Below are 23,133 nucleotides of genomic sequence, written 5' to 3'. Positions count from 1 at the left end.
CAGGTATGTCCACCCGCAAGACCCTCAAGTCCCTGGCCGAAGCCCGTCGCGGCGTCCTCGTGCCCGGCGCCTTCAATGCCCTGTCGGCCAAGGTCATCGAAGACCTGGGTTTCGAGGCGATCTACGTCACCGGCGCCGGCGTCACCAACATGTGGTTCGGCATGCCGGACCAAGGCTTCATGGGCCTGCACGAGATCGCCGACCACACCGCGCGGATCCGCGATGCGGTGAGCGTCCCCTTGATCGTCGATGCCGACACCGGCTTCGGCAACGCGCTGAACGTGCGCCACACCGTTCGCGTGCTGGAACGCGCGGGCGCCGACTGCATCCAGCTCGAGGACCAGGTGGCGCCCAAGCGCTGCGGGCATTTCTCGGGCAAGGAGGTCATTTCCACCGAGGAGGCCGTCGGCAAGATCAAGGCCGCCGTGGATGCCCGGCACGACCCCGACTTCCTCATCATGGCCCGCACCGATGCCTGCGCCACGCAAGGCTTCGAGGCGGCCATCGAGCGCGCCCAGAAGTTTGCCGACGCCGGTGCCGACATCCTGTTTGTCGAAGCGGTGACCACGGCCGAGGAGATCCGCGCGTTGCCGCAGCGGCTGGTCAAGCCTCAGCTGATGAACATGGTGATCGGTGGCCGGACCCCGATCTTCGGCGCTGAAGAACTGGGCGGATTGGGCTACGGCATCGTGCTGTACGCCAACGCTGCGCTGCAGGGCGCCGTTGCCGGCATGCAGAAGGCGCTGACTGTGCTGCGCGAGACCAGGCGCATCGATGAAGATTCGGCTCTGGTGACGCCGTTCGCCGAACGCCAGCGGCTGGTCGGCAAACCCGAATGGGATGCGCTGGAGAAGCGTTACACCTGAGCGGCGGGCAACCGAGGCGCAAACGGCTCGCGGGCGCACCTCACCAGCCTGCCAGGGAACGACGCGCTACGATCACCCGGGTCGGCACCTTGTTGATGCTGCTGTGGCTGCCGATCATCGGCAATGTCATAGCCTGGCTCATTGCCAAGCTGCGGCGCCCGGTGGCTGCGGAGCCGGCGGGTTTCGAGGCGGGCAGCACATTCCACCCCCATGCCCTCGTCGAGCTCACGCTGCGCGCGTCCCAGCTCCCCTCCGAAGACTCGCTGGTCCTCGAAGGCGAGCACCGCTGCGCCCTCGTTGTGGACAACGAAGGCTTTTCGGCACGCTGGATCGTGGCGCCGGGGCAAGCGTTTCGGCGCGGAACGGCGCAAACGTTTCAGGTCGAGTTCCTGAAGCCGGCGATCGCACTGCCACGGTTCCAGCGCGATGCGGCATTCCGGATGCTGGTGGCCGAATCGTTCGTGGGCGATGGCCGGGTGCTTGAGTTGCTCGGTCACGACTGACGCCTGGTGTCACGCGCCAGCCCTACTGGCGCGCCAGCCGCAGCAACTCTTCACCGACAACACGGCGCGCCTCGTCGGTCGACGCGCAATCGAAGAGCGTCTGCAAAAGGTCGTCGTGCTCAAGCCTCAGCAGGCTTGCAATCATGGACTGTTGCGCCGCAGAGAAGACCTCGGCCAACACCCAGGACTCGAGCATCTGCGCCGCGTGCGCCGGGTCGTCGCGATGCAACTCGCCGAGTCGCAGAACAAGCTTCACCTGCGCCGCATCGAACGACTGCGGGATCACCGGATTGGTCTTGCGCGGTTGCGCAACCCGGAAATATGGCGCAAGCCCGCGGATACGAGCGGCGAACCTCGACATGGTTTTTTGCATCGGCTTCCCCCGCGTCCTCGAAGAGGAGATCGAAGAGGAACCATCATGCAACCGGCCCGAGAAGTCGAGCGGCGGGAGCGTAACCTTAGGCAAGGAGAGCGCGCAAATCCGCGAACGGGACAGTGATTGGGGTGATCGCATCTTTCGTGCATGTATGGACCCTGCGCCTCAAACGGTTTGCGCGCATGACTCGGCACAAGCGTTACTCACGCACTTCGGCGCCGGTCGCCCATGCGCCGAGCCTTGCAAGAAAGCGATCAACAGCCTTCAGCTCGCTGGAAGCGATCCACTCATTCGGCTGATGCGCCTGCGAGATGGCACCAGGTCCGCAAACCAGCGAAGGGATGCCGGCCTGCTCAAAAAAGCCCGCCTCGGTTCCAAACGGAACTTCGCCTGGCGGCCCCAGCGCACCCAACGCTCTGGCAATGGCCACCGCGGCACTGTCATTCCTTGCCGCGAGCGCCGGCACCCCGGCGATCTGCGCCATCTCTACCTCCACGTCTGACGACACCACGGCCAGCAGCCGTTCGAGCTCGGCCTTCACGGCCGCTGTGCTGACCTCATCCGGCGGCCGGAATTCCCACAGCACCTCGCAACAACCGGGCACGATATTGATCGCAGTCCCTCCACCGATACGGTCCACATTGACGGTGGTGCGATTGCCCCGCATGGACAGTGTGCGCCCGAACTTTTGCCAACTCCACGACCAGCAGCGCTGCCGGCTCGATGGCGCTGATTCCCGAGCTTGGATCGCTGGAATGCGCCGGGCGGCCTCGGAAGGTGGTCCGATGACCATAGAAGCCCCGATGCGCCAGTCCGATGCGCATCTCGGTCGGCTCGCCAATGATGGCCAAGGCTGGCGACTGAACACGCGCCTGCAGGTCGGCGATCAGACGTGGCACGCCAAAGCATCCCACCTCCTCGTCGTAGGAGAACGCCAGATGGATGGGGCGGCGCAAATTCAGGCGGCACCAGCGCGGCACTGCAGCGAGGCATGCCGCAATAAACCCCTTCATGTCGGCCGATCCCCGCCCTTGAAACCGTCCATCGCGCTCGACCAGCGTGAAGGGGTCGGAATCCCAGTCCTGATCCACGACCGGGACCACGTCGGTATGCCCGGACAGGACAACGCCGCCCGCCACGTCCGGGCCGATCGTTGCCAGCAGGTTGGCCTTTGCGCCATCGTCGCTGTGGATCAACCGCGCCTTGGCGCCATGCCCTTCCAGGTACGCCGCCATCCAGCGGATGAGATCCAGGTTGGACCGGTGTGAGGTCGTGTCTAAGGCGACCAGCGTCCGAAGGATCTCTGCCGTGTCAATGGTCTGATCAAGGTTGCGATGGCGCCGATGTCGGTGATACGCGCTCCGCGGGCTGGAGCGTCGTGACGAAGAAGCCGAGCAGGATGAGCGCGATGCCCGCGACATGGAAAGCGCGCACGGGCTCTCCCAGCATGAGAAAGGCCAGGAGTGCGGTGAACAGCGCGACGAGGTGGAACGAAACGCCCGTCACCGTCGCGCCGAGCGTTGCGACGCAGCGGCTCCAGAGGATGAAGGCGAAGAGCGATGCGAAGACGCCGATGTAGAGAACCGCGCCGACCGATGCCGGGTCGCTCGGGATGCGTGCGCCGCGCGCGAGTTCAAAGGCCCAGAAGGGCATCAGCACGAGCAGCCCTGCCGCCATGGTCGCCGCCAGAAACACCAGCGGGCTGATCGTCGCGGGCTTGCGCCGCAGCAGCACGGAATAGACGGCATAGTTGGCAACGGCCAAGAGCACCAGCAACTCGCCGCCCTCGAAGCGCAACGCGGCGAGGCTCGCCATGTCACCGCGCGCCACGATCCAGGCGACCCCGGCGAACGAGATGGCGATGCCGAGAAGCGCCTTCCAGGTGATGCGCTCGACGCCGAGGACCCCTGCCGCGAGCGGCACCATGAGCGGCAAGGTCGAATTGAGGAACGCGACGCTTGCGGCCGGCACGGCCTGCAAGGCAAGGTAGCCCAGCGCGTTGTAGCCGGCGATGCCGAAAGCGCCACAAGCGGCAATGAGCACCCAGTGCCGGGCCAGCAGATCGCGCTCCCGCCAGGCTTGTCGGCAAACGAAAGGCATCAAGACGGCAAGGGCGACGACCCAGCGGCCGACCGCCAGGGAGACCGGCGGAAAGACAGGCCCGAGCGCGCGGCCCAGCACGAGGTTGCCGGACCAGAACGCAGGCGGGAGCCACAACAGCCAGACGGGGCGGGCCCACAGGGCGAGGAGCGCGGTGCGCATCACAGGCCCTGCAGGCCGATGCGGACCCGGCGGTTGGAACGGCCCTTGTTCTCGATCTTGAGAATTCGGATCGGGCGCGAAGCGCCCGTGGAGCCGAGATGCGTTCCGCCACAGGCTTGTCGATCGAGGCCAGCGATCTCGACGATGCGGATCAGGCCTTCCGAGGAAGGCGGCGGCGCGACCGAGCGGGAGCGCAGCAGGCCCTTCTCTGCGTGGGCGGCTGTCATGGACACGTAGCTCGTTTCGACGGCGAGGTCTTGGGCGACCACGTCGTTCAGCTCCGGCTCCAGGGCTCGCAGGCGATCGTTGTCGGCATCCGGCAGGTCGAAGTCGATGCGTGCTGTCCCATCTTCGTTCATCTGGACGCCGGTCACCAAAGCGCCGTCGAAGTCCCTGAAAACCAACGCATTCAGGATGTGCAGATCGGTGTGGAGCTCCCGCATGAGCATGAGCTGTCGGAACACGGGATCGGCCGCCACCTGGACATCGCCCGCAATCTCGAGGCCGCCCGCGATCTCGATCCAGATTGAACTGCCCTCCTCGCAAAAGCCGGTGACCGGGGCTTCGCCGCCTTGCCACCGGATGACTCCTTTGTCCGGGAGCTGACCACCGCCGCCGGGATAGAAGGGATGCCGGGAGAGAAGAACCGCGCCCGGTCGTGTCCTGACGACCGTCGCATTCAGTGTCAGGATCTCAGGATCGTCTTGGCAGAAGAGTCGTGTCATGGGTTGCCCTGCTGATGGGGCGCCAGCATGGCAGGACGGCTCGAGATGCTATTGGTCAGAATTGAGGGCGACGCAGCAGATCTCAGGACAATCGCGCGTGGACGTACTGGAGAGGTGTCATGCCGAAGGTGCGCTTGAAGTGCTTGTTCAGCGCACTCTGGTCATAGAAGCCCGAGGAGAGTGCCGCTTCGACGACGGACTGGCCGGCGTGCAGCCGACGCAGAGCGGCCCTGAGGCGCAACTGCGTTAGATAGGCGTGCGGCGTCAGACCCATCGTTCGTTTGAATGCCACGATCAGCTGGAACGGCGTCAGACCCGCAGCCGCGCCCATTTGCTCGAGCGTCAAGCTGTCGGCATGGCAGTCGCGCACGAGTTCGAGAACGGGTGCGAGCGAGTCGGAATCACCAGGGGCTTCAGGCATGCGTCCGGGAGGCCTGCCCATGCCGCTGGAGCCAAATCGCCGAAGGTGCGCACCACCAACTCGCGATGAAGCAGCGCGTCCTGCGGTTCTCCGTCCAGGACGCGGTGGAGCGTGAGAAATCGAGCGACGAGGTCCGGGTCGCGCACCACATTCGACGTGAAGTACCCCGGTTGATCGATTCCGACGGCGTCCAGAACGTCCTGGATGGCCGACTCGGCCAGGTAGAACGATCGATACCGCCAGCGCTCGCTGCCGCCCATCCGGCCTGAATGCGGTTCGGAAGGGTTGAAGACGAGCAACGCCTGCGGATGGGCAACGTCCGTGCGACCACGGCTCTTGGATTCCGAACCGCCTGCTTCCGTCACCGCGACGACGAGGGAGTCGTGCACATGAGGGGCGTACTCGTGCGTCGTGAAATCGGCATGCAGCAGGTCCATCCCCGGCGGGCCAGGCGCGTGCCAATAGCGTGACTTGTTGCGGGGATCCAAACGGGCCAAAACGGAGTGTCCTTTCGTACCGACAGCACGGTGCGCTATGGAACAGATGGTAGCGCTCATGCCACCCTCGATGCTGACCCAGGGCAACCAGGGGAGGAAGCCTTGAGAGCAAGGGCGAACTGCAGGCCGCGTTCGACCGCCGAAGCCGCTGCCGCAACATTGCCACCCCATTGGCCCGTGGGGTGCCCGGCAAGGAGCGCATCGCACCAATGGCCGCAATGGCTTTGAGTCGTCTTACGCTCTGCCTCTTGAATTCCATTTTTGCCGGGTCACATACCCTCGCATGAAGTCGGCAACCCCTTGGGCTGCCGGCGACAAGGGGCGCTCCTTCTTGGCCAGCAGATAAAACTTCCGGCTGAGCTTGGGTGCCAGCAGCAAACGGGTTTGCAGGCCGTAGAGGTCGAGGAGCGAGGTGGCATACGGCAAGCAGGTCGTCACCCCCAGCCCGGCGTTGACCATGCTGAGGGCCGTGGTCATGAAGGTGACCTCGATATCGGGGCTCAGCGTCAAGCTGCCGGACGCCGCATGCAAATCCGCGCTCAATATCTGTGTGTACTCCCCCTGCAGGGAAATCAGCGGATAGCGGGATAGATCCGCCCAGGTCACGCGCTTCAACTTGCCCAGCGGATGATCCAGCGGAAATACCGCGACAAACGGCATTTCAAACAAGCTGTGCGTTGCGATTTCATGTGACACATCCCGTTCCGGTCCAATGCCGAAATCGACTTCACCGCTGTGCACCTTTGACTGCACTGCCTCCACGGCGCAGTCGGAAAGGCGAATCTGCACTCCCGGGTATTGCCTGTTGAATGCTGCGATGACCTCGGGCATCAGCGTACAAGCCATCAGCTGCGGCGCAGCGACCCGGACAACGCCGCTCTTCAGGGCCTTCAGGTCATGGATCGCGTGGAACGCTTCGTCAAGGTCCTGCAGGATACGAACCGCCAGAGGCAGGAACTCGCTGCCGACCTCGGACAGCTGTACTTTTCGCGTGCTGCGGTAAATAACCTGCACGCCCAAAACGTGCTCCAGTTCCTTGATCAAACCACTCAGCGCCGACTGCGTGATGTGCAGTCGGCTGGCTGCCTCGGTAAAGCTGGCGGCCTTGGCGACAGCCACAAAGGCACGCAGTTGGCGCAAAGTGACATTCATCGGATTGAGTGATATGTTGATATGAAAAAGCTGATTGAATAATAAGTCAACTTGGTTCCTACTCGCATTCGCTACGAGCGCTTCGCACAATATTTGCAAATGCCCAGCAGGAGACAACCATGCCTTACCTCAACTTCGGGGGCTGCCTCGCCACGCTGCTAGCCGCCATCGCGGTGTCTGTCAGTGCCCAGGCCCAAGCCCCTGCCCAAATTTTCCCAAGCAAGCCCGTGAAATGGATCGTGGGCTATCCCGCCGGGGGAGGCTCGGACTTCCTGGCGCGCACTGTCGCGGCCCAGATGTCTGTGCAGTTGGGCCAACCGGTGATCATCGACAACCGGGCTGGTGCCGGCGCCATCGTTGGCGCCGAAGTGGCGGCCAGATCATCGGGCGATGGCTACACCCTCTTCACCGCTGACAACGGCGTGTTGATCTACAACCCGGCACTTTACAAGAAGCTGCCGTACGACCCGGTGCGCGATTTCGCCCCCCTCGGCCTGATGGCGCGGACACCGCTGCTGATTGTTGCCGCGCCCAACGCCGGGATCCGCAATGCCCAGGAGCTGATAGACATGCTGAAAAAGAATCCCGGCAAACTGAGCTATGGCTCACCAGGAAACGGCAGTCCTCATCACCTGGCCATGGAACTCTTCAAAAGCCGGACAGCGGCTTTTGTGGTGCACGTGCCCTATCGGGGGGCCGCGCCCGCCATGCAGGATGCCATGGGCGGCCAGATACCACTGATAGTTGTGGACACGTCGACTGGCATGAGCGCCATCAAGGCCGGCAAGCTGGTGCCGCTGGTGACGTTCTCAAAACAGCGAGTTTCACAGCTGCCCGACGTACCCACCATGATCGAGCTTGGCTACAAGGATGTTGAGGCCTATGCCTGGCAGGGCATGGTGGTTCCCGCCGGCACGCCAGGCGACATCCGTCAAAAGCTTTCGCTGGAAATGCAGGCAGCCGTTAATCACCCGAGCGTCCGCAAGAAACTCGAGGAGGCTTCCTGGGAGTCCGTGCCCAGTGACGCAGGTCTTCTGTCGGCGTACATCGTTTCCGAAACGAAAAAGTGGCATGCGCTGATCCGCGAGCGCGGCATCAGCCTGGAACAGTAGGCGGCCCCACCCTATTCACGAAACGCAACAAGAACATCCATGACACACCCTAACTCCGCACTCAGTCTCATGCTTGGGCGTACCCTGCTGGGCGCCTTGTTCCTCGTCTCCGGTCTCGCCAAGATAGGGCGATTCGCCGGTGTCGCAGGCTTTATGGCATCCAAAGGGCTGCCTGCCGCCGAAATGCTGCTGGTGGCCACCATTGCGCTTGAGGTGGCTGGTGGCCTTGCCCTGATTGCGGGATGGCGTGTCCGGTACGCGGCATGGGCCTTGCTCGTATTCACTGGCTTGGCAGCAGTGATCTTTCATGCCTTCTGGGCGGCGGAAGCTCCTGCCTACCAGAACCAGCTGAATCACTTTCTGAAAAACGCTGCCATCATGGGGGGTCTGCTCTGCCTTGGCGCTGTGGGTGCCGGCTCGTGGAGTGTCGATGAGCGTGCATCGGCAAAAGAATGAATCCCTCCAGCGGCTCGCTTTCATCCCATATGAGCCGCTTCGGCAACAATTTTCTTCCACCGAAGGCATGCCGGTCGCGCTGCCGCTGGGTCGCAACAGCCCGCAGCGGGATATCTACTGGTCTAGGACCCAACGAACACAGGCCGCCGTCGCTCCCGGAAGGCCGAGAGTCCCTCATTCCGGTCCCCGGAAAAATTGTGCACCGCTACCACCGCCTGCTCGGCTTTGAGAGCGACGTCCACAGCGTGCTGTAACCCATCGTCGACGAGCTGCTTCATCCTGCGCATGCCCAAGGGGCTGTTCTGCGCGATGACCTCGGCGATTTCGCGGGTGCGATGCTCAAGCTGATCCGCCGGGTGGATTTCACTCACCAGACCCCATTCCATCATCGTGCGTGCCGTGACGTTCTGACCTGTGAGCATCAGGTACTTCGCCCGATTCACTCCGATCTTCCGGGGCAACCGCACCGATCCGCCCCCGCCCGGCAGCAGGCCATACTTCGCGTGGCCGTCGCCAAACATCGCCTCCTCGACGGCAACTACGATGTCGCAACACAAGGCGATTTCCAGACCACCAGCCAGCGCCATTCCGTTCACCGCAGCGATGGTCGGCACTCGCAGCACCTCCAGCTTTCGCAGAGTGGTCGAAATGCTCTCCATGTACGCTGCCGTCAGCGCCCCGGCGGACTCGCCTGACTTGGCAAACGCATCCAGAGCTTTCAGATCTCCGCCGGTGGAGAAAGCGCGACCGGTGCTCGCAAGCACACATGCACGGATGGTCTTGTCATCTTCGATCGCCCGCAATGCTTCCGCCAACTCCTTGATCAGCTCAGGGCTCAGGCTGTTGAGTGCCTGCGGGCGATTGAGCCTGAGCCAGGCAACGCCTCGCTGATGCTCAACGGTGAGACTACTGGGGGACATGGGCCCTTCTCCTTGCTCGGGGTTGTCGGTCAGCGCGCTGTCTTGATGGGTTCCCAGCGATCGCCGCTCAATCTCATCATGTACATCTGATTGACAGGGGCGAGATCCGTGGGTGTCGTGTTGATGTGAATACCGTCCATGAGCATCGGAACCTTCAGGTCCTTCAAGGTGGATGCGACCTTCATCACATTGGCCCTGCGCAAGTCCTCCCCGGCGCCCTTCAGCACCTGCTCGATCGCATAGGACGCGGCATAACAGGCCCAGTTCCACCAGTCGCCTTCGACCGCCGCGGGATAGAAGGATTGCTTCCACGCGAGCCAGTCCTTGACGTCCGGATCGTTGCGGAAGATGGGATTCGTCGGATCCTTCATGAACTGGGCAGACACGATCCCTTGCGAAGCCTCCAGTCCCGCGGGCCGGACGACCGTGTCCAGATTGCTTGCCGGGCTGACCAGCAGGTGCAGTGGCTTCCAGCCGCTGTCGTTCACCAATTTGACAGCCTGAGTGGCGAACTTCGCCGCCGTGACGTTCAGCAGCACGTTGGCACCGGAGGCCTTGAGCCTGCCGATCTGCGATTCCAACGTGGGGTCGCTCACCTCATAGCTCTGCTCAGACACGATGAGCTTGTCGGCCTTGTTCCCCAGGGCCGCGCGCAGGCCGTTGCGGTATTCCTTGCCGTAATCGTCGTTCTGGTAGAGCACTGCGATGCGCGGTTCCTTCACGTTCTCCAGAACGTATCGGGCATACGAGGCCGCTTCCACAGGGTAGCTGGGCAGAAATGCCATCGACCACGGGAACTCCTTGGCGTTGTTCCACTTGCTCGCGCCAGTGATCAGCATCAGGTGCGGGACCTGCTTCTGATTCAGGTACTGGTGGATGGCCGTGTTCGTGGCGGTGCCGAAGGTGCCGTAGACCAGCAGGACCTGCTCCCGCTCGACCAGCCTGCGAGTCTGCTCGAGGGTTCGCGCGGGGTTGAAGCTGTCGTCCAGCGAGATCACTTTGACCTTGCGGCCGTTGATCCCACCTCGCTTGTTCACCATCTCGAAATAGGCCTGGTTGCATTTGCCGATGGATCCGGCCGACGAAAGGGGGCCGGAGTACGGCACCACATTTCCGAGCACGATTTCCTTGTCATTCGCGCCGGCGTCGTATTGCGCGGCGACCGTAGCGAATGATGCGACCAGAGCCGCTGCGGCACAGGCCGCCTCAATGAAGCTTGCTTTCACGCCTTGTCTCCTGGTTGAAGGTGGGAACTGGCGCGGTCCGGCGCCCTTCTACGGACCGCGCGAAAGATCAGGCCCTGGATTCGCTCGAAGACGCCGGCAAGGCCGCGCTTTTCGAGCGCCATCAGCGCAATCACCACGCCGCCGTAGATCGCCCCGGTCATCGCCTGGGAGACGTGCTCCGCGAAGTTGGGGATCAGGACCAGGAAGGCCGCGCCCAGCAATGGGCCGATCCTGGAGCCGGGACCGCCGACAACGACGCCGATGAACAGCGCCAGCGACAAGGCGAAGGGGAAACTGTCCGGTGCCACGTACTGCACCTGCATCGCGGCGAGGGCCCCACCGATGCCCGTGAGCATCGCGCTGATCGCGAAGGCGAGGTCTCGCATGCGCCTGGCAGGAACGCCCATTGCGGTCGCTGCGAGCGGCTGGTCGCGCAGCGCGCGCCACGCACGTCCGGTGCCTCCCTCGAGCAGCCTATGGACAAGCACAAAGGCCACCACGAGATACGAAAGAGTCACCAGGTACAACCAGGCATCATCGCCCAGCGGCACCCCCCGAAAAACCGGAGGCCGCGTGAAGCTGACACCCTGCACGCCGCCGGTCCAGCGGGCGAGAAGGTCGGAACGTAGAAGCTGCGGCATCACGATCGCCAGGCCCAGCGTTGCGAGCGCAAGCGGCATGCCTTCGAGCTTCAGCGCAGCGACGGCGAACAGGCGACCGAACACGAAGCACACCAGTCCGGCAACGAGAGGAACGAGCAGCAGCGGCACGCCCAGGCGCGTGAGTGACAGTGTTGCCGCATAGGCGCCGAGCGCGAAGAGAGCACCGTGTCCCAGCGAGATGATGCCGCAATGGCCGATCAGCACATTCATGCCCAGCAGCGCGATCGCCATTGAGACGATGGAGCAGAGCAGGAAGAGCTCGTAGCCCCCTATGAACACGGGGGCCAGCGCAAGCAGCGCGGCAGCCGCGATCCACCCCCCGTTTCTGCGCAGCGGAGCCGCCCACGAGCGCCCCGCGTCCACCGTGAAGTCGCTGCCAGCCTGTTGGAGCTCCATCACACCCTCCTCACGATTCGGGTTCCAAGCAGCCCCTGCGGCCGAAGAAGCAGCACGGCGACAATGATGCTCAGGGCGCTCGCCATGCGCAGCTCGTTGCCGTGCGGCACGAAGTTGGCGATCAGCACTTCGATGAAGCCGATCACGTAGCCGCCGATGACGGCTCCCAGCGGGCTTGTCATGCCGCCGAGGAGGGCCGCAGCGAAGAAGAAGACGAGGGGTCCCGTCATCATGTGCGGGTCCAGGAAGGTGATCGGAGCCATCATGATCCCGGCCACCGCCCCGACCACACCCGAGATCGCCCACCCCAATCCCAACATGCGGTCCGTGCGGATGCCCAGGAGCCTGCTCGACGCCGGGTTGTCAGCGGCACCACGCATGGAAAGGCCCGTCGCCGTGAAGCGGAAGAACAGGAACATGGCACTGAGCACGCCTGCCGACACCAGCATCGAGCCCAGCAGATGCCACTTCACGCGCAAGCCCCCTGCCAGTTCGACCGCGCCGTCGGGAAACGCCGAAGGAAACGGTCTCGCGGTGTAGCCCCACACGCCGCCGGAAACCGAGTTCAGGAGCACGAACAGCCCGACGAACACGGTGACGACGATGGCCTCGGGCTGGGCCTTGAAAGGCCGGACGACGAGTCTTTCGAGTCCGGCGCCGAAAACGGCAGCAATCACGAGGGTCAGCCCAAAGGCCGGCCAGATGGGCACGCCCGCCTGCAGCAGTGACCAGGCCACGAACGTGGAGATGGTCGCCATCTCGCCCTGGGCCAGGTTCACGTGGCCGGTGGACTTGTAGATCATCACCAACGCGAGCGCCAGGCTCGCGTAGATGCCACCCAGCGAGATGGCGGGCAGCAGTTGTTCCAAGGTATGCAGCATGCTTCAGGCTCCCAGGTATGCGGCGCGCACCGACGGGTGGCTCGCGACTTCCGCGGCGGGTCCGGCGAGCACGACGCGCCCGGTCTCCAGTACATAGGCGTCGTCGGCCAGGTCCAGCGCGCGCGCGGCGTTCTGGTCCACCAGGAGCATGCTGACGCCACGCTCCTTTCGGATCGCCCTCATGATCGAGAAGATCTCCTTGACGAGGATGGGCGCGAGGCCGACCGAGGGCTCGTCGAACATCATCAGCCGCGGGCATGACATGAGAGCGCGGCCTATCGCCAGCATCTGCTGCTCGCCGCCGGAAAGCGTGCCAGCCTGCTGGCGCCGGCGTTGCTTGAGCTTCGGGAAGAAGCCGTAGACCATCTCCAGTTGCTCCTCCATTTCCGCTCGCCGCAGCCGGTGTGCGCCCAGGCGCAGGTTGTCTTCCGCCGTCAATCCGGTGAACGTTCCGCGCCCATCGGGCACGTGGGCCACGCCAAGGCGAGCGACGTCTTCCGTCTTCAGCCCGACGACGGAACGGCCATCGAGCTCGATGTCACCCTCCGTCGGCAGCGCTCGCGAGATGGCGCGCAGCAGCGTCGTCTTGCCGGCACCGTTCGCACCGAGAATGGCGGTCACGCAGCCGCGGCGCACCGTGATGTCGAGGCCATGCAGCACCCTGGCGGAGCCATAGCGCGCAGTCAGGCCGCGCGTGCGCAGATGGGTGGTCATGCGTCCACCCCCATATAGGCGGCAAGCACGGCTTCATGGCGCTGCACTTGCTGCGGGGTGCCTTCCGCGATCTTCTGACCGAAATCCATGGCAACCACCTTGTCGGAAACCTGCATCACCAGGTTCATGTGATGCTCGACCAGCAAGACGGCCGCTCCGTGTCGATCGCGCACGCATTGGATGAAGCCGGCGAGATCCTCCACCTCCTCATGGCTGAGGCCGCCTGCAGGCTCGTCGAGCATCAGCAGCTGCGGCGACGAAGCCAGGGCCCTGGCGATCTCCACCTTCTTTCGTGTGGCGAAGTTCAGTTTGCCGGCGCTCTGCTGCGCGACCGCGCCGAGTTGCAGCACCTCCAGAAGTTCCATGGCTTGCCGACGCGCATTCGCCTCAGCGGTGGTAGCCCTGCCGAAACCCAACGCCTCCTGCAGCATCCCGGCGTAGGCGGTGGCATGCTGGCCGACCATGGCGTTCTCCAGCACCGTCATCGAGTCGAACAGCGCGACGTTCTGGAACGTGCGCCCGAGTCCCAGCGCCACCATCTCATGCGGTTGCGAGCGGAGGATAGACCGCCCTCGGATACGTATGTCGCCTTCTCGCGGTCGATACAAAAGGCTCAGGCAATTGAACAAGGTGCTCTTGCCCGCACCATTGGGCCCGATCAGTCCGACGATCTCGCCTTCCGAGATGGTGAAGCTCACCCCCTGCAGCGCGCGGATGCCGCCAAAGTCGATGGAGACGTTCTCGATCTCCACGAGAGGAGGAGTGGCGGCCTGCATGGACTACGCCGATGGGTTTGGGGCCGACGGCTTCAACTGCACCGCCTTGGTTTCGAGAAACTCCTCGAAGCCTTGCAGCCCCAGCTCGCGGCCGATGCCGGATTGCTTGTAGCCTCCAAAGGGCGCCGCCGGGTTGAACGGGGCACCGTTGACGTCGACCTGGCCGGCGCGGAGCCGGCGAGCGAAGGACAGGGCCCGGTCTTCGTCGGCACTCCACACGGCGGCGCTGAGCCCGTAGACAGTGCCGTTCGCAATCGCAACAGCCTCTTCCTCGTCCTCGTAGGGAATGACTGCAAGAACGGGACCGAAGACTTCCTGCTGTGCCAACTCGCTCTGCGGAGCCACGGGACCGAACACGGTGGGCCGAACGAAGAACCCACGGGACAATCCTTCCGGCGACTCCGCGCCACCCGTCAGCAGCGGCGATTCGGCTTCGGCGCGACGGATGTAGCCGAGCACCCGTTCGCGCTGTGCCGCGCTCGCCAATGGGCCGAGCCGGGTCTTGTCGTCGAACGGATCACCCAGGACGAACGACTGAGCTGTTTGCACTGCAAGGCGTGCCACCTCGTCGAAACGGCGCTTCGGAACGAGCAGGCGAGTCAGGGCTGCGCAGGTCTGTCCGGAATTGAGATAGCAGAAGTTCACCGCGTTTTTCACTGCCACCGGGAAGTCGGCGTCGTCCAGCAGGACTGCCGCGGACTTTCCGCCCAGCTCGAGGGAGACCCGCTTCACCGTGTCAGCTGCCACCTTGGCGACCGCCTTGCCAGCAGCAGTGGATCCCGTGAAGGAAACCATGTCTACATCCGGATGCGCCACCAGTCGCTCGCCGGCAGTCGCACCGCGGCCGGTCACCATGTTGAACACACCCGGTGGAAATCCGCACGCCGCAATCTCTTCTGCCAGCGCGATCGCGACCGAAGGGACCAGCTCCGATGGTTTGAGGACGACCGTGCAGCCCGCGCCCAGCGCCGGTGCCACCTTCGTCATGATCTGGTGCAGCGGATAGTTCCAGGGCGTGATGCAGGCAACAACGCCGATGGGCTCCCGCAACACCAGCGAGTGGCCGATTCTTCCGTTGAACTCGAATTCCCGCACCATCCGGATGACCTGGTCGAGGTCTCCGAGAGGCAGCGGAACCTGCATCCGCTGCGCCATGCGAAACGGCATTCCAAGCTCGCTGCTGACCATTCGCGCCAGTTCATCCGCCCGCTCTTCGAGCCGGCTCCTGAGCTTCGAGAGCAGATCGGCACGTTCCGCCGGCGGCGCGACGCTCCAGGATGCAAACGCAACGCGGGCAGCCTGCACCGCGACTTCCACATCTGCCTCGCTGCAATCCGGCACCGAGCCGACCAACTGCTCGGTCGCCGGATTGACTACGTCGATGCGCGTCGAAGACGTGCTCTTGCACCATTCGCCGTTTGCGAAGAAATGTTCGTAATGCTTCATGGCCGGTCCTGGTTCAATGCATGACCGTGCCGCCATCGACGGACAAGGTTTGGCCGGTGACGAATGCGCTGTCGGCGCTCAGCAGGTAGATCACGGTGCCCGCGAGGTCCGCGGGAACCAGGTTGCGGGGAATGGCCTGGCTGTTCTTGATCGCGTCCAGTGCCTTTTCCATCTTGCCGGCGAAGAACTCTTGCGTCCCTTCCGTGAGGACTGCGGCGGGCGCGACCGCATTGACGCGGATTCCGTCGCGCCCCAGTTCGCGCGCCAGGCCGCGCGTGAGCCCGATCACCGCGGCTTTCGACGTGGTGTAGTGCAAGCGGAACGGCATGCCGAAGGTCGCTGCGAGCGACGTGATGTTCACCACGCTGCCCGCGGCCTGCTCCTTCATGAATGGGACGGCTGCCTTGCAGCAGTTCCAGATCCCCTTCACGTTGACCGCCATCGCGGCATCCCACTCCTGCTCGTCGATGCCGGTGAAGGCGCCTCCCTTGAGCTGTCCGTAGAGCGCTGCGTTGTTCACCAAGCCGTCGATGCGTCCAAACGCCGACATCGCGTGCCGCGCCATGTCGGCGGCGGACGTTGCGCTGGCGACATCCACCTTCACCGCAATGACACGACCGGCGGCGGCCTCGACCAGCGATGCGGTCTGACCGCAGTCGCTCATGTCGGCCGCGACCACTGCAGCGCCTTCCCGGGCCGCCGCGACTGCGTATTCCTGCCCGATGCCACGGGCGGCGCCAGTGACAATGACAACTTTGCCGTTGAGTCTCATGGTGTCTCCTTGTGATCTAGCGGCCGAGGATGTGGATCACCGCCACGGCTTCCTCGCAACGATGAAATCCACCGCCGTTCTCGGCGATCGCCAGGCGTGCGCCATCAACCTGGCGCTTGCCGGCTTCATGGCGCAGTTGGGTGACGAGTTCGTAGATCTGGGCCAGTCCCGTCGCACCGATCGGGTGTCCCTTGCATTCGAGCCCACCTGAAGGGTTGATGGGGATCCGGCCGCCGAGGCGGGTTTCACCTCGCTCGGCGATCCAACCGCCCTGTCCGTAATCGCAGAAACCCAGGTTTTCGGACTGCTGAACTTCGGCGAATGCGCTGGCGTCGTGCACCTCGGCCAGGCTCATATCGTGAGGTCCGAAGCCGGCCTTTTCATAGGCCTTGGTCGCAGCGATGCGGCCGATCTGCTGCTGCAGATCGCGCGGGTCGCGGTTCGTACCACCAGAGACGATCGAGGCATGGACCTTGATCGCACGACTGCGATCGAGACGCTCGAGCCCCTGTCGATTGCACACGATCGCGGCTGCGGCGCCGTCGCTGATCGGCGAACACATCGGCAGCGTCAGCGGCCAGCAGATCATGCGCGCGGCAAGCACCTCGTCGATGCTCATGTCGTTGGTGTACTGCGCCAGCGGATTCATCGTCGAGTGGAAGTGATTCTTGGCTGCCACCGCAGCCAACTGCCGCTCGGTCGTGCCGTAGGTCTTCATGTGGTACTTGGCCAGGTAGGAGTACACGTCCATGAACAGACTGCGTTGATCGGCATTGGCCGGACGGCCTGCCGGGGCGTGCACACCCTCGCCCAACGCGGCCAGGGTTGCAGCCGTCTCGGTGGCCCTTGTCACGTCCCACGCACCGTCGAACACGGCGAAGCCGCGCGACTTGTCCTGGTGGAACATCTTGTCGACGCCAACGGCCAAGGCGATGTCGCTCTGGCCCGCCAGCACGTGCGTGCAAGCCAGGTGCAAGGCGGTGCTGGAGCTGGCGCAGGCGTTCTCCACGTTCGTGACTGCCAGCTCTTCGAAGCCCATGTCGCGCAGCGCGATCTGGCCGGCGACCATGTGCTGGCCCTCGATCGGCGACTGGGTGGCGTTGCCGAAGAACGCCGCTCCGATGTCGTGCTGCGCGATGCTGGCGTCGGCGAGCGCAGCGTTCACCGCTTCGCGGGTCAGTTGCTTGACGCTCTTGTCGAGGAACTTCCCGAATCGGGTCATCCCCACACCCACTACATAGACCTCGCTCATTTACGGGTTCTCCAGATGTTGGTTCACAAAGCTACCGTGTGTTCAGTAGCGTAAACCGTGGTTCACTTCATGTCAAGCGCCGGCCAACAAAAAAGCCGCCCGAGGGCGGCTGAAGCAGTTCAAGAGACGGAGGCGCTAGGGGGCAACAGACTTGCGGCGGCGCGAGGCGCCAGGGACGGCGGCCGACACGGCGATCGCCTGCTGGCTGTCCTGCCGAGGCTGCAGGCCACCGGAGAAGATGTCGGCGATGATCCCCGCGATTTCCTTGGGCCCATGTTGTCCCCCGGGGGAGTACCAACTGGGGATCCAGTTGATGGAGCCCATGATCGTGAAGACGGTCAGCTTCACGTCTCGGCTCACGATACTGCCGTCCTCGACTCCGTGGCTGACGATCGTGCGCAACCCTGCGTCCACCCTATCCCGGCCGGCAATGATCTCGGCACGCTGCTCCGGGAAAAGCGCGCCAATGTCCACCATCGCGCCGCCCGCCGTGTTTTCCTCGATGTACTTCTCGACAAAGAACTCCACGAAGGTTCGCAACTTCTCCAATCCGGTCCCGGAGTGCCACCGAGCCAACTCCAGAGCAGCTTCGCCCAGCTGGTTGGACGACTTGAAGCATTCGAAGAGGATTTCCTGCTTGTTCTCCACATAGCGGTAGAGCGCGCCCTTGGTGACGCCCAATGCCGTGGCGATGTCCTCCATCGACGTCGCATAGAAGCCTTTCGTGCGAAAAGCGTGGGCGGCTTCCCTGATCAGGGCGGACTTCTTTGCGAACCGCTGCTCGCTGCGCGAGGGCAGCTCTGCCTTACTCCATTTGGTCATCTTGTCAACTCTGGTTCATCCGATGTGACCCGCAGTTTACTTCTGCTCCACCCGACACGCGAGCAGCTTGTGCGCCGCACCATGAAAAAGCCCTTGCACACAGAAGTAAACCGTGATTCACTAACGATTCTTTGAGTTCATTTGGAGGTGACAATGTTGCTCATCGACTACTTTGACAAGGGTGCCGAGGTGTTCCCGGGCAGAAGCCTGGTGCATGACGGCGAGCGCGGGTGGTCCTACGCCGAGATGAAACGCCTGACGCACCGCATCGCCAACGGGCTGATCCGCCAGGACTTGCAAGTCGGTGCTCCCGTGGCCACCTACTCGCCCAATCATCCGCTGAGCGTAGCTTGCCAGTACGGAATCATCCGCGCCGGACTGGTGTGGGTGCCGATCAACGCGCGCAACAGCGTGCACGACAACATCGAGGTGATGAAGCTGTTGGGCGTGCAGTGCCTGTTCTTCCACAGCGCCATCAAGGCCGAGATCGACCGGATCAGGGCGGCAGTTCCCACGCTCAGGCACTGCATCTGCATGGACGAAGAGAACCTCCAGGGGCCGGGGCTCGAACAGTGGATGACCGACGGCCCGACCGACGAGCCCTACTTCGCCCGTTCTCCGCAGGACGTCGTCTCGATGCCCACCACCAGTGGCACCACAGGCAAGCCGAAAGGCGTGATGCTGACCAACGAGAACTGGGAAGCGATGGTGGCCACCTACCAGATCGTCATGCGCCACGAGGGTCCGCCGGTGCACATCGTGGCGGCGCCGCTGACACACGCCGCAGGCTACCTGTGCGCGACCCTGCTTTCCGTGGGCGGCACCAACGTCATCCTGCCCCACCCCGACCCCGGCCTGATCCTGGAGGCGATCGACCGCCACAAGGGCTCCGCGCTGTTCCTGCCCCCGACGGTGATCTATTCCATGCTGTCGCATCCCAAGGTGGGCGATTTCGACTATTCCTCGTTGCGATTCTTCCTCTACGGCGGAGCCCCGATGTCGGTCCAGAAACTGCGCGAGGCCATGCAGCGATTCGGGCCGGTCATGGCGCAAACCTACGGCCAAACGGAAGCTCCCATGACCGCGACCCTGTTGACGCCCAGAGACCATGTCGAAGCGCTGGAAAGCCCCGAGCTGAGCAAACGGCTCCAGAGCGCCGGGCGCGAAGGCCCGCTCGTCAGGACCCGCATCATGGACGATGACGGCCGCCTGTTGCCCACGGGCGAACGGGGCGAGGTCGTGTGCCGTGGCAGCGTGGTCATGAAGGGCTACTACAACAACCCGCAGGCGACCGCGGAAGTCTCAACCAATGGCTGGCACCGCACCGGCGACATCGGCATGACAGATAAAGATGGATTCGTCTACATCGTCGACCGGAAGAAGGACATGATCATCAGCGGCGGGTTCAACGTATACCCCACGGAGGTCGAACAGATTCTCTGGACCCACCCGTCCGTGCAGGACTGCGCCGTGATCGGCGCGCCGGATGACAAGTGGGGCGAGGCAGTGACAGCCATCGTGGAACTCAAGGCAGGAGTCACCGCCACGGAGGCAGAACTCATCGCGCTTTGCAAGGAACGCATCGGCAGCGTGAAAGCCCCGAAGCGGGTCGAGTTCTGGGCCGCGCTGCCCCGAAGCGCCGTTGGCAAGGTGCTGAAGCGGGAGATCCGGCGCAAGTTTTGGGAAGGCCGCGAACGCGCGATTTGACATGGAGCTCCAACTGCAGGAAGAGATCGTCTTCGAGGCTTCACCTCGCGCCGTATGGAAAGTCGTCAGCGACTTCGCGGCCCTGGATCGCTGGACGGTCGGGTTGAAGGTGATCTGCGCAACCGGGCACGGCATCGGAGCAGTACGAACCGTGCGGAGCGGGGACCATGAACTGCGTGAACGGCTGGAGAGCCTCGATGACAGCACCATGCATTTGGTGTACTGCCTTCTGAGTGGTCCGCTGCCGGCAGCGAACTACGTCTCTACCCTCTCCGTGCACGCCGCAGGCACGGGACGTTCCAGAGTTTGCTGGTCGGCAAGCTGCACCCCGGCAGGCGTCGAACCGGGAAAGCTCGAGCGCGGATTGCGAAAGGCCTATCGGCGTCATCTTGTCTCCCTAGCGAGCTTGCTCGCCACGCCTGAGGGCACCAGCATCACCGAGGGCTCACGCTGAATCGCGTCATGCAGGCGGTGTCGCGCGGCGCGGTCCCAGCCAGGGGCGCTTGTTTCAAGTCGAAACAACGACGGTAGTCACAGAGCCGCCATCGGTTCCGCTCACGGTGCCACCCTTGCAGTACGCAAGAGCCAGCCGTGCGCCCTCGACCTGGCGCGCGCCGGCCTGGCCCGTCAACTGCCAGTAGACCTCGCAGACCTGCGCCATGCCGGTCGCTCCAACGGGGTGTCCGCGCGAAAGCAAGCCCCCGCTCGGATTGACGGGCAGCGTGCCGCCCACCGACGTGCGACCGCTCGCCGTCCACGCGGCACCTTCGCCGCGCGGAATGAGGCCCAGCCCTTCCATGCGCACGATCTCCGCGATGGTGAAGCAGTCGTGCATCTCCACGAGGTCGATGTCCTGCGGCTCCACACCCGCGAGCTCGAAAGCCTGCTGGCCGGCGCGCCTCGATATGTCCTCTTCGTTGAGATCGTAGAGACCGGTGCGCAGGGTCCCGCTCACGAGGCCGATGCCTCGCACCTCGGGGCGGCTGCCTGCGATGCCCAGGCGCCTGAGGCCCGCCGGACTGCAGACGACAGCTGCCGCAGCACCGTCGCTGATCGGGCTGCAGTCGAGCACGCCGAGCGGGTCGGCCACCGGCCTCGCGGCCAGGACCTCCTCGAGTCCGATCTCGCGCTGATAGTGCGCGTAGGGGTTGTGGACCGAATGGGCATGGTTCTTCACGGCCACCATGGCAATCTGCTCCCGCGTCGCCCCATGGTCTGCCATGTACCTTTGCGCGCTCAGCGCGTGCCCCGCCACCATGACGAAGCCTTGCATCGCGTCGAGGTCGGATGGATCAGGGGCCACGCCGCCCTTGATTCGGTCCGTCATCTTCTCGGCGCCGATCACGAGCACCACGTCGTAGACACCCGCGCGAATGGCCATCCATGCTTCACGCAGCGCGGTGGCGCCACTGGCGCAGTAGTTCTCGTGGTTGCTGACTGGAAGCCCATCGAGACCCAGCTCGGCAGCGACGCGCTGGCCGGCAACCGGACCGCCAAAGACATGCCCGAGGTAGACGGCCTGCACATGCTTGCGCTCAGCGCCTGCGTCCTTCATGGCAGCTCGAGCGGCGCCTGCAGCCAGCTTTTCAAAGCTCACTTCCGGGCCAAACCGCCCAAAACGGACCATGCCGACGCCGGCGACAAAGGTTGAAGCCATCACGAATTCCCTTCTCTGCAATCCTGCGGGACCACCACGTAGCCAACGATCGGCATGCCCTCGTCGGTGCCGACCTGGGTGAACATCAACGAAATGGGCTGACCGATGAAGATGCTCTGAGGCGCTGCGTTCACCTGCGCCATGACACGCACACGATCCTCGAGGTCCACCAACGCGAGCACGTAAGGGGTGGCGCGACCGGCGGGTGCCTGGTGAATGATGGTGAAGGCAAACACCGCCCCCTGGTTGGAAAGAACGCAAGATTCCGGTGCGGTATGGGTATGGCAGTGCGGGCAGAAGTCCCGCGCAGGGAAGACCCTGGTGCTGCAATCCGGACACACGGATCCAAGCAGCGCTGGAGGGTCATGCTGAAAGAGACCGGCTCGTATCGGCCGGTAGGGTGCATCGAAAGCGGTGAAGGCTGAAGTCATGTCAGTGGCCTGCTGTGAGGTGAGCGCAAAACGAAGGAATGCCCGCTGAGGCCTAGTAGCTCTGCAGTTCCACCTTCGAATCCTTCAGGACCTTGGCCCAATAGGCCATCTCGGCGCGGATCTGATCCTTCATGTCCTCGGGTGAGGTCGAGGGAGCCGCCACGATCTTTCTAGCGGACAGCCTCTCCCGGGCCTGGTCGGTCCGAAGCCAGGCATTGGCCTCCGTGTTGAGCGAGTGCACGATCGCAGCCGGCGTTGCAGCCGGCGCCATCAGGCCGACCCAGTAACTGACGTCGTAGTCCTTCAGCTCGGCCAGGCCGGACTCCCCCATGCCGGCAATGCCCGGCGCGAACGGTGAGCGCTGTGCCGAACTCACCGCAAGCCCTTTGAGCCGACCGGCCGCAACCAGCTGAGCCGCTGCTGCAAGGCTGTTGAACATGAGATGGACGTTGCCCGCAAGCAGGTCGCTGTCGGCCTGACTGCCGCCTCGATAGGGAACGTGCTCGATCTCCATTCCCGTGGAATGCTTGAGCAGCTCCATCATGACGTGGGCGTAGCTTCCCAGCCCGTTCGACGCATAGGTCAACTTGCCCGGGTTCTTGCGAACGTAGGCAACGAGTTCGGCAACATTGCGGACGGGGAGCGAAGGCGTCGCAACGAGCAACGCGGGCAGCGACCCGAGCTGGGCGACCGGCGCCAGGTCCCGAGCCACGTCGTAAGGCAGTTTCTTGTACAGCGAAGGATTGATGACCACGGTCGACGACGTGGTGAGCAGCAAGGTGTACCCATCCGCAGGCGCCTTGGCCACGGCATCTGCGCCAATGACTCCACCGGCACCCGACTTGTTCTCCACGACAACGGGCTGCCCGAAGCTCGCATGCAGGCGCTCTGCAAGCAAGCGTGCCACGATGTCCGCGGTCGCCCCGGTCGAGAAGGGAACGATCAGCCGGATCGGGCGGGACGGATAGGCCGCCGCATGGGCCCGGGCACTGCCCAACAGGCCCGCACCCAGCGGAAGAGTCGTCAGCATCCAGCGCGCAAGCAAGCGCCTACGGGATATGAATGGCAGGGGGATGTTGCGCATATCGCGCTCCTTTCTGT

The 23,133-nt window shown here is 63.9% G+C and carries 27 protein-coding genes; 6 read left to right on the top strand and 21 right to left on the bottom strand.

Annotated elements, in window-relative coordinates:
- Positions 1-5 precede the first annotated feature (5 nt).
- Together GXN78_RS32990 and GXN78_RS32985 are read left to right on the top strand one after the other, a co-directional pair.
- Positions 6-866, top strand: coding sequence for an isocitrate lyase/PEP mutase family protein (locus tag GXN78_RS32990; RefSeq protein ID WP_106558271.1), 861 nt, complete (start codon positions 6-8; stop codon positions 864-866).
- Positions 867-961: 95 nt separating this feature from the next.
- Positions 962-1,369, top strand: a complete 408-nt coding sequence (locus tag GXN78_RS32985; protein WP_106558272.1) for a hypothetical protein — start codon at positions 962-964, stop codon at positions 1,367-1,369.
- A 22-nt stretch (positions 1,370-1,391) separates the two neighbouring features.
- Here the strand turns inward: GXN78_RS32985 and GXN78_RS32980 are convergent, their stop codons facing one another.
- From GXN78_RS32980 to GXN78_RS32950, 8 genes are all read right to left on the bottom strand, one after another.
- Positions 1,392-1,742, bottom strand: coding sequence for a hypothetical protein (locus GXN78_RS32980; RefSeq protein WP_146163097.1), 351 nt, complete (start codon positions 1,740-1,742; stop codon positions 1,392-1,394).
- A gap of 202 nt (positions 1,743-1,944) precedes the next feature.
- Positions 1,945-2,412, bottom strand: coding sequence for a M20/M25/M40 family metallo-hydrolase (locus GXN78_RS32975; protein ID WP_239142988.1), 468 nt, complete (start codon positions 2,410-2,412; stop codon positions 1,945-1,947).
- On the bottom strand, positions 2,303-2,980 hold the full coding sequence (locus GXN78_RS32970) for a M20/M25/M40 family metallo-hydrolase (protein ID WP_164256084.1): 678 nt from the start codon (positions 2,978-2,980) through the stop codon (positions 2,303-2,305). The genes GXN78_RS32975 and GXN78_RS32970 overlap by 110 nt, the downstream gene beginning before the upstream one ends.
- An 88-nt stretch (positions 2,981-3,068) precedes the next feature.
- Complete coding sequence (locus tag GXN78_RS32965) at positions 3,069-4,010, bottom strand: DMT family transporter (RefSeq protein WP_106558276.1); 942 nt, start codon at positions 4,008-4,010, stop codon at positions 3,069-3,071.
- Positions 4,007-4,732, bottom strand: coding sequence for an alanyl-tRNA editing protein (locus GXN78_RS32960; RefSeq protein WP_106558277.1), 726 nt, complete (start codon positions 4,730-4,732; stop codon positions 4,007-4,009). Before GXN78_RS32960 ends, GXN78_RS32965 begins: the two co-directional genes overlap by 4 nt.
- 82 nt (positions 4,733-4,814) lie before the next feature.
- A complete protein-coding gene (locus GXN78_RS41625; RefSeq protein WP_239142987.1) occupies positions 4,815-5,078 on the bottom strand; it encodes a helix-turn-helix transcriptional regulator in 264 nt (87 codons plus the stop codon).
- Positions 5,075-5,590 carry an AraC family ligand binding domain-containing protein gene (locus GXN78_RS41620; RefSeq protein ID WP_239142986.1) on the bottom strand — a complete coding sequence of 172 codons (516 nt, stop codon included), beginning with the start codon at positions 5,588-5,590 and terminating at the stop codon, positions 5,075-5,077. Before GXN78_RS41620 ends, GXN78_RS41625 begins: the two co-directional genes overlap by 4 nt.
- A gap of 294 nt (positions 5,591-5,884) precedes the next feature.
- Positions 5,885-6,802: a LysR family transcriptional regulator gene (locus GXN78_RS32950; RefSeq protein ID WP_106558278.1), complete on the bottom strand. Its 918-nt coding sequence runs from the start codon at positions 6,800-6,802 to the stop codon at positions 5,885-5,887.
- Between the two features lie 119 nt (positions 6,803-6,921).
- Between GXN78_RS32950 and GXN78_RS32945 the strand changes: the two genes are divergently transcribed.
- Together GXN78_RS32945 and GXN78_RS32940 are read left to right on the top strand one after the other, a co-directional pair.
- Positions 6,922-7,914, top strand: coding sequence for a tripartite tricarboxylate transporter substrate binding protein (locus GXN78_RS32945; RefSeq protein ID WP_106558279.1), 993 nt, complete (start codon positions 6,922-6,924; stop codon positions 7,912-7,914).
- 39 nt (positions 7,915-7,953) lie between these two features.
- The gene (locus tag GXN78_RS32940; RefSeq protein WP_106558280.1) at positions 7,954-8,370 is read left to right on the top strand and encodes a DoxX family protein; all 417 of its coding nucleotides are present in this window, start codon (positions 7,954-7,956) and stop codon (positions 8,368-8,370) included.
- 122 nt (positions 8,371-8,492) lie between these two features.
- On the opposite strand, the gene GXN78_RS32935 is transcribed toward GXN78_RS32940, so the two are convergent.
- The 10 genes from GXN78_RS32935 to GXN78_RS32890 all read right to left on the bottom strand — a co-directional run bounded on the left by GXN78_RS32935 (position 8,493) and on the right by GXN78_RS32890 (position 18,237).
- Positions 8,493-9,290 carry an enoyl-CoA hydratase/isomerase family protein gene (locus GXN78_RS32935; RefSeq protein ID WP_106558281.1) on the bottom strand — a complete coding sequence of 266 codons (798 nt, stop codon included), beginning with the start codon at positions 9,288-9,290 and terminating at the stop codon, positions 8,493-8,495.
- Between the two features lie 29 nt (positions 9,291-9,319).
- Positions 9,320-10,516: an ABC transporter substrate-binding protein gene (locus tag GXN78_RS32930; protein ID WP_106558282.1), complete on the bottom strand. Its 1,197-nt coding sequence runs from the start codon at positions 10,514-10,516 to the stop codon at positions 9,320-9,322.
- Positions 10,513-11,574: a branched-chain amino acid ABC transporter permease gene (locus GXN78_RS32925; protein ID WP_106558283.1), complete on the bottom strand. Its 1,062-nt coding sequence runs from the start codon at positions 11,572-11,574 to the stop codon at positions 10,513-10,515. The genes GXN78_RS32930 and GXN78_RS32925 overlap by 4 nt, the downstream gene beginning before the upstream one ends.
- The gene (locus GXN78_RS32920) at positions 11,574-12,455 is read right to left on the bottom strand and encodes a branched-chain amino acid ABC transporter permease (RefSeq protein ID WP_106558284.1); all 882 of its coding nucleotides are present in this window, start codon (positions 12,453-12,455) and stop codon (positions 11,574-11,576) included. The genes GXN78_RS32925 and GXN78_RS32920 overlap by 1 nt, the downstream gene beginning before the upstream one ends.
- A 3-nt stretch (positions 12,456-12,458) precedes the next feature.
- On the bottom strand, positions 12,459-13,169 hold the full coding sequence (locus GXN78_RS32915) for an ABC transporter ATP-binding protein (protein ID WP_106558285.1): 711 nt from the start codon (positions 13,167-13,169) through the stop codon (positions 12,459-12,461).
- Entirely contained in the window at positions 13,166-13,945 is a 780-nt protein-coding gene (locus GXN78_RS32910) for an ABC transporter ATP-binding protein (RefSeq protein ID WP_106558286.1), read from the bottom strand. Before GXN78_RS32910 ends, GXN78_RS32915 begins: the two co-directional genes overlap by 4 nt.
- 3 nt (positions 13,946-13,948) lie before the next feature.
- Positions 13,949-15,391 carry an aldehyde dehydrogenase family protein gene (locus GXN78_RS32905; protein ID WP_106558287.1) on the bottom strand — a complete coding sequence of 481 codons (1,443 nt, stop codon included), beginning with the start codon at positions 15,389-15,391 and terminating at the stop codon, positions 13,949-13,951.
- Between the two features lie 13 nt (positions 15,392-15,404).
- A complete protein-coding gene (locus tag GXN78_RS32900; RefSeq protein WP_106558288.1) occupies positions 15,405-16,163 on the bottom strand; it encodes an SDR family oxidoreductase in 759 nt (252 codons plus the stop codon).
- A gap of 16 nt (positions 16,164-16,179) precedes the next feature.
- Entirely contained in the window at positions 16,180-17,415 is a 1,236-nt protein-coding gene (locus GXN78_RS32895; protein ID WP_106558289.1) for a thiolase family protein, read from the bottom strand.
- Positions 17,416-17,550: 135 nt separating this feature from the next.
- Positions 17,551-18,237 carry a TetR/AcrR family transcriptional regulator gene (locus GXN78_RS32890; protein ID WP_106558290.1) on the bottom strand — a complete coding sequence of 229 codons (687 nt, stop codon included), beginning with the start codon at positions 18,235-18,237 and terminating at the stop codon, positions 17,551-17,553.
- A 153-nt stretch (positions 18,238-18,390) separates the two neighbouring features.
- Between GXN78_RS32890 and GXN78_RS32885 the strand changes: the two genes are divergently transcribed.
- Positions 18,391-19,944 carry an AMP-binding protein gene (locus GXN78_RS32885; protein ID WP_106558291.1) on the top strand — a complete coding sequence of 518 codons (1,554 nt, stop codon included), beginning with the start codon at positions 18,391-18,393 and terminating at the stop codon, positions 19,942-19,944.
- A 1-nt stretch (position 19,945) separates the two neighbouring features.
- Positions 19,946-20,398 carry an SRPBCC family protein gene (locus GXN78_RS32880; RefSeq protein WP_106558292.1) on the top strand — a complete coding sequence of 151 codons (453 nt, stop codon included), beginning with the start codon at positions 19,946-19,948 and terminating at the stop codon, positions 20,396-20,398.
- 54 nt (positions 20,399-20,452) lie between these two features.
- On the opposite strand, the gene GXN78_RS32875 is transcribed toward GXN78_RS32880, so the two are convergent.
- From GXN78_RS32875 to GXN78_RS32865, 3 genes are read right to left on the bottom strand one after another with little or no spacing between them, the layout of a single operon-like run.
- Positions 20,453-21,571, bottom strand: coding sequence for a thiolase family protein (locus tag GXN78_RS32875; protein ID WP_258187027.1), 1,119 nt, complete (start codon positions 21,569-21,571; stop codon positions 20,453-20,455).
- Positions 21,572-21,600: 29 nt separating this feature from the next.
- Positions 21,601-22,032 (bottom strand): OB-fold domain-containing protein, encoded by a 432-nt coding sequence (locus GXN78_RS32870; RefSeq protein WP_106558294.1) that lies wholly within the window; start codon positions 22,030-22,032, stop codon positions 21,601-21,603.
- 52 nt (positions 22,033-22,084) lie between these two features.
- A complete protein-coding gene (locus GXN78_RS32865; RefSeq protein ID WP_164256081.1) occupies positions 22,085-23,062 on the bottom strand; it encodes a tripartite tricarboxylate transporter substrate binding protein in 978 nt (325 codons plus the stop codon).
- Between the last annotated feature and the right edge of the window lie 71 nt (positions 23,063-23,133).

This window comes from Variovorax sp. WS11 (assembly GCF_010499245.1).
In the GTDB taxonomy this organism is placed as follows: domain Bacteria; phylum Pseudomonadota; class Gammaproteobacteria; order Burkholderiales; family Burkholderiaceae_C; genus Variovorax.
This window is presented reverse-complemented; position numbering and strand designations above follow the sequence as displayed.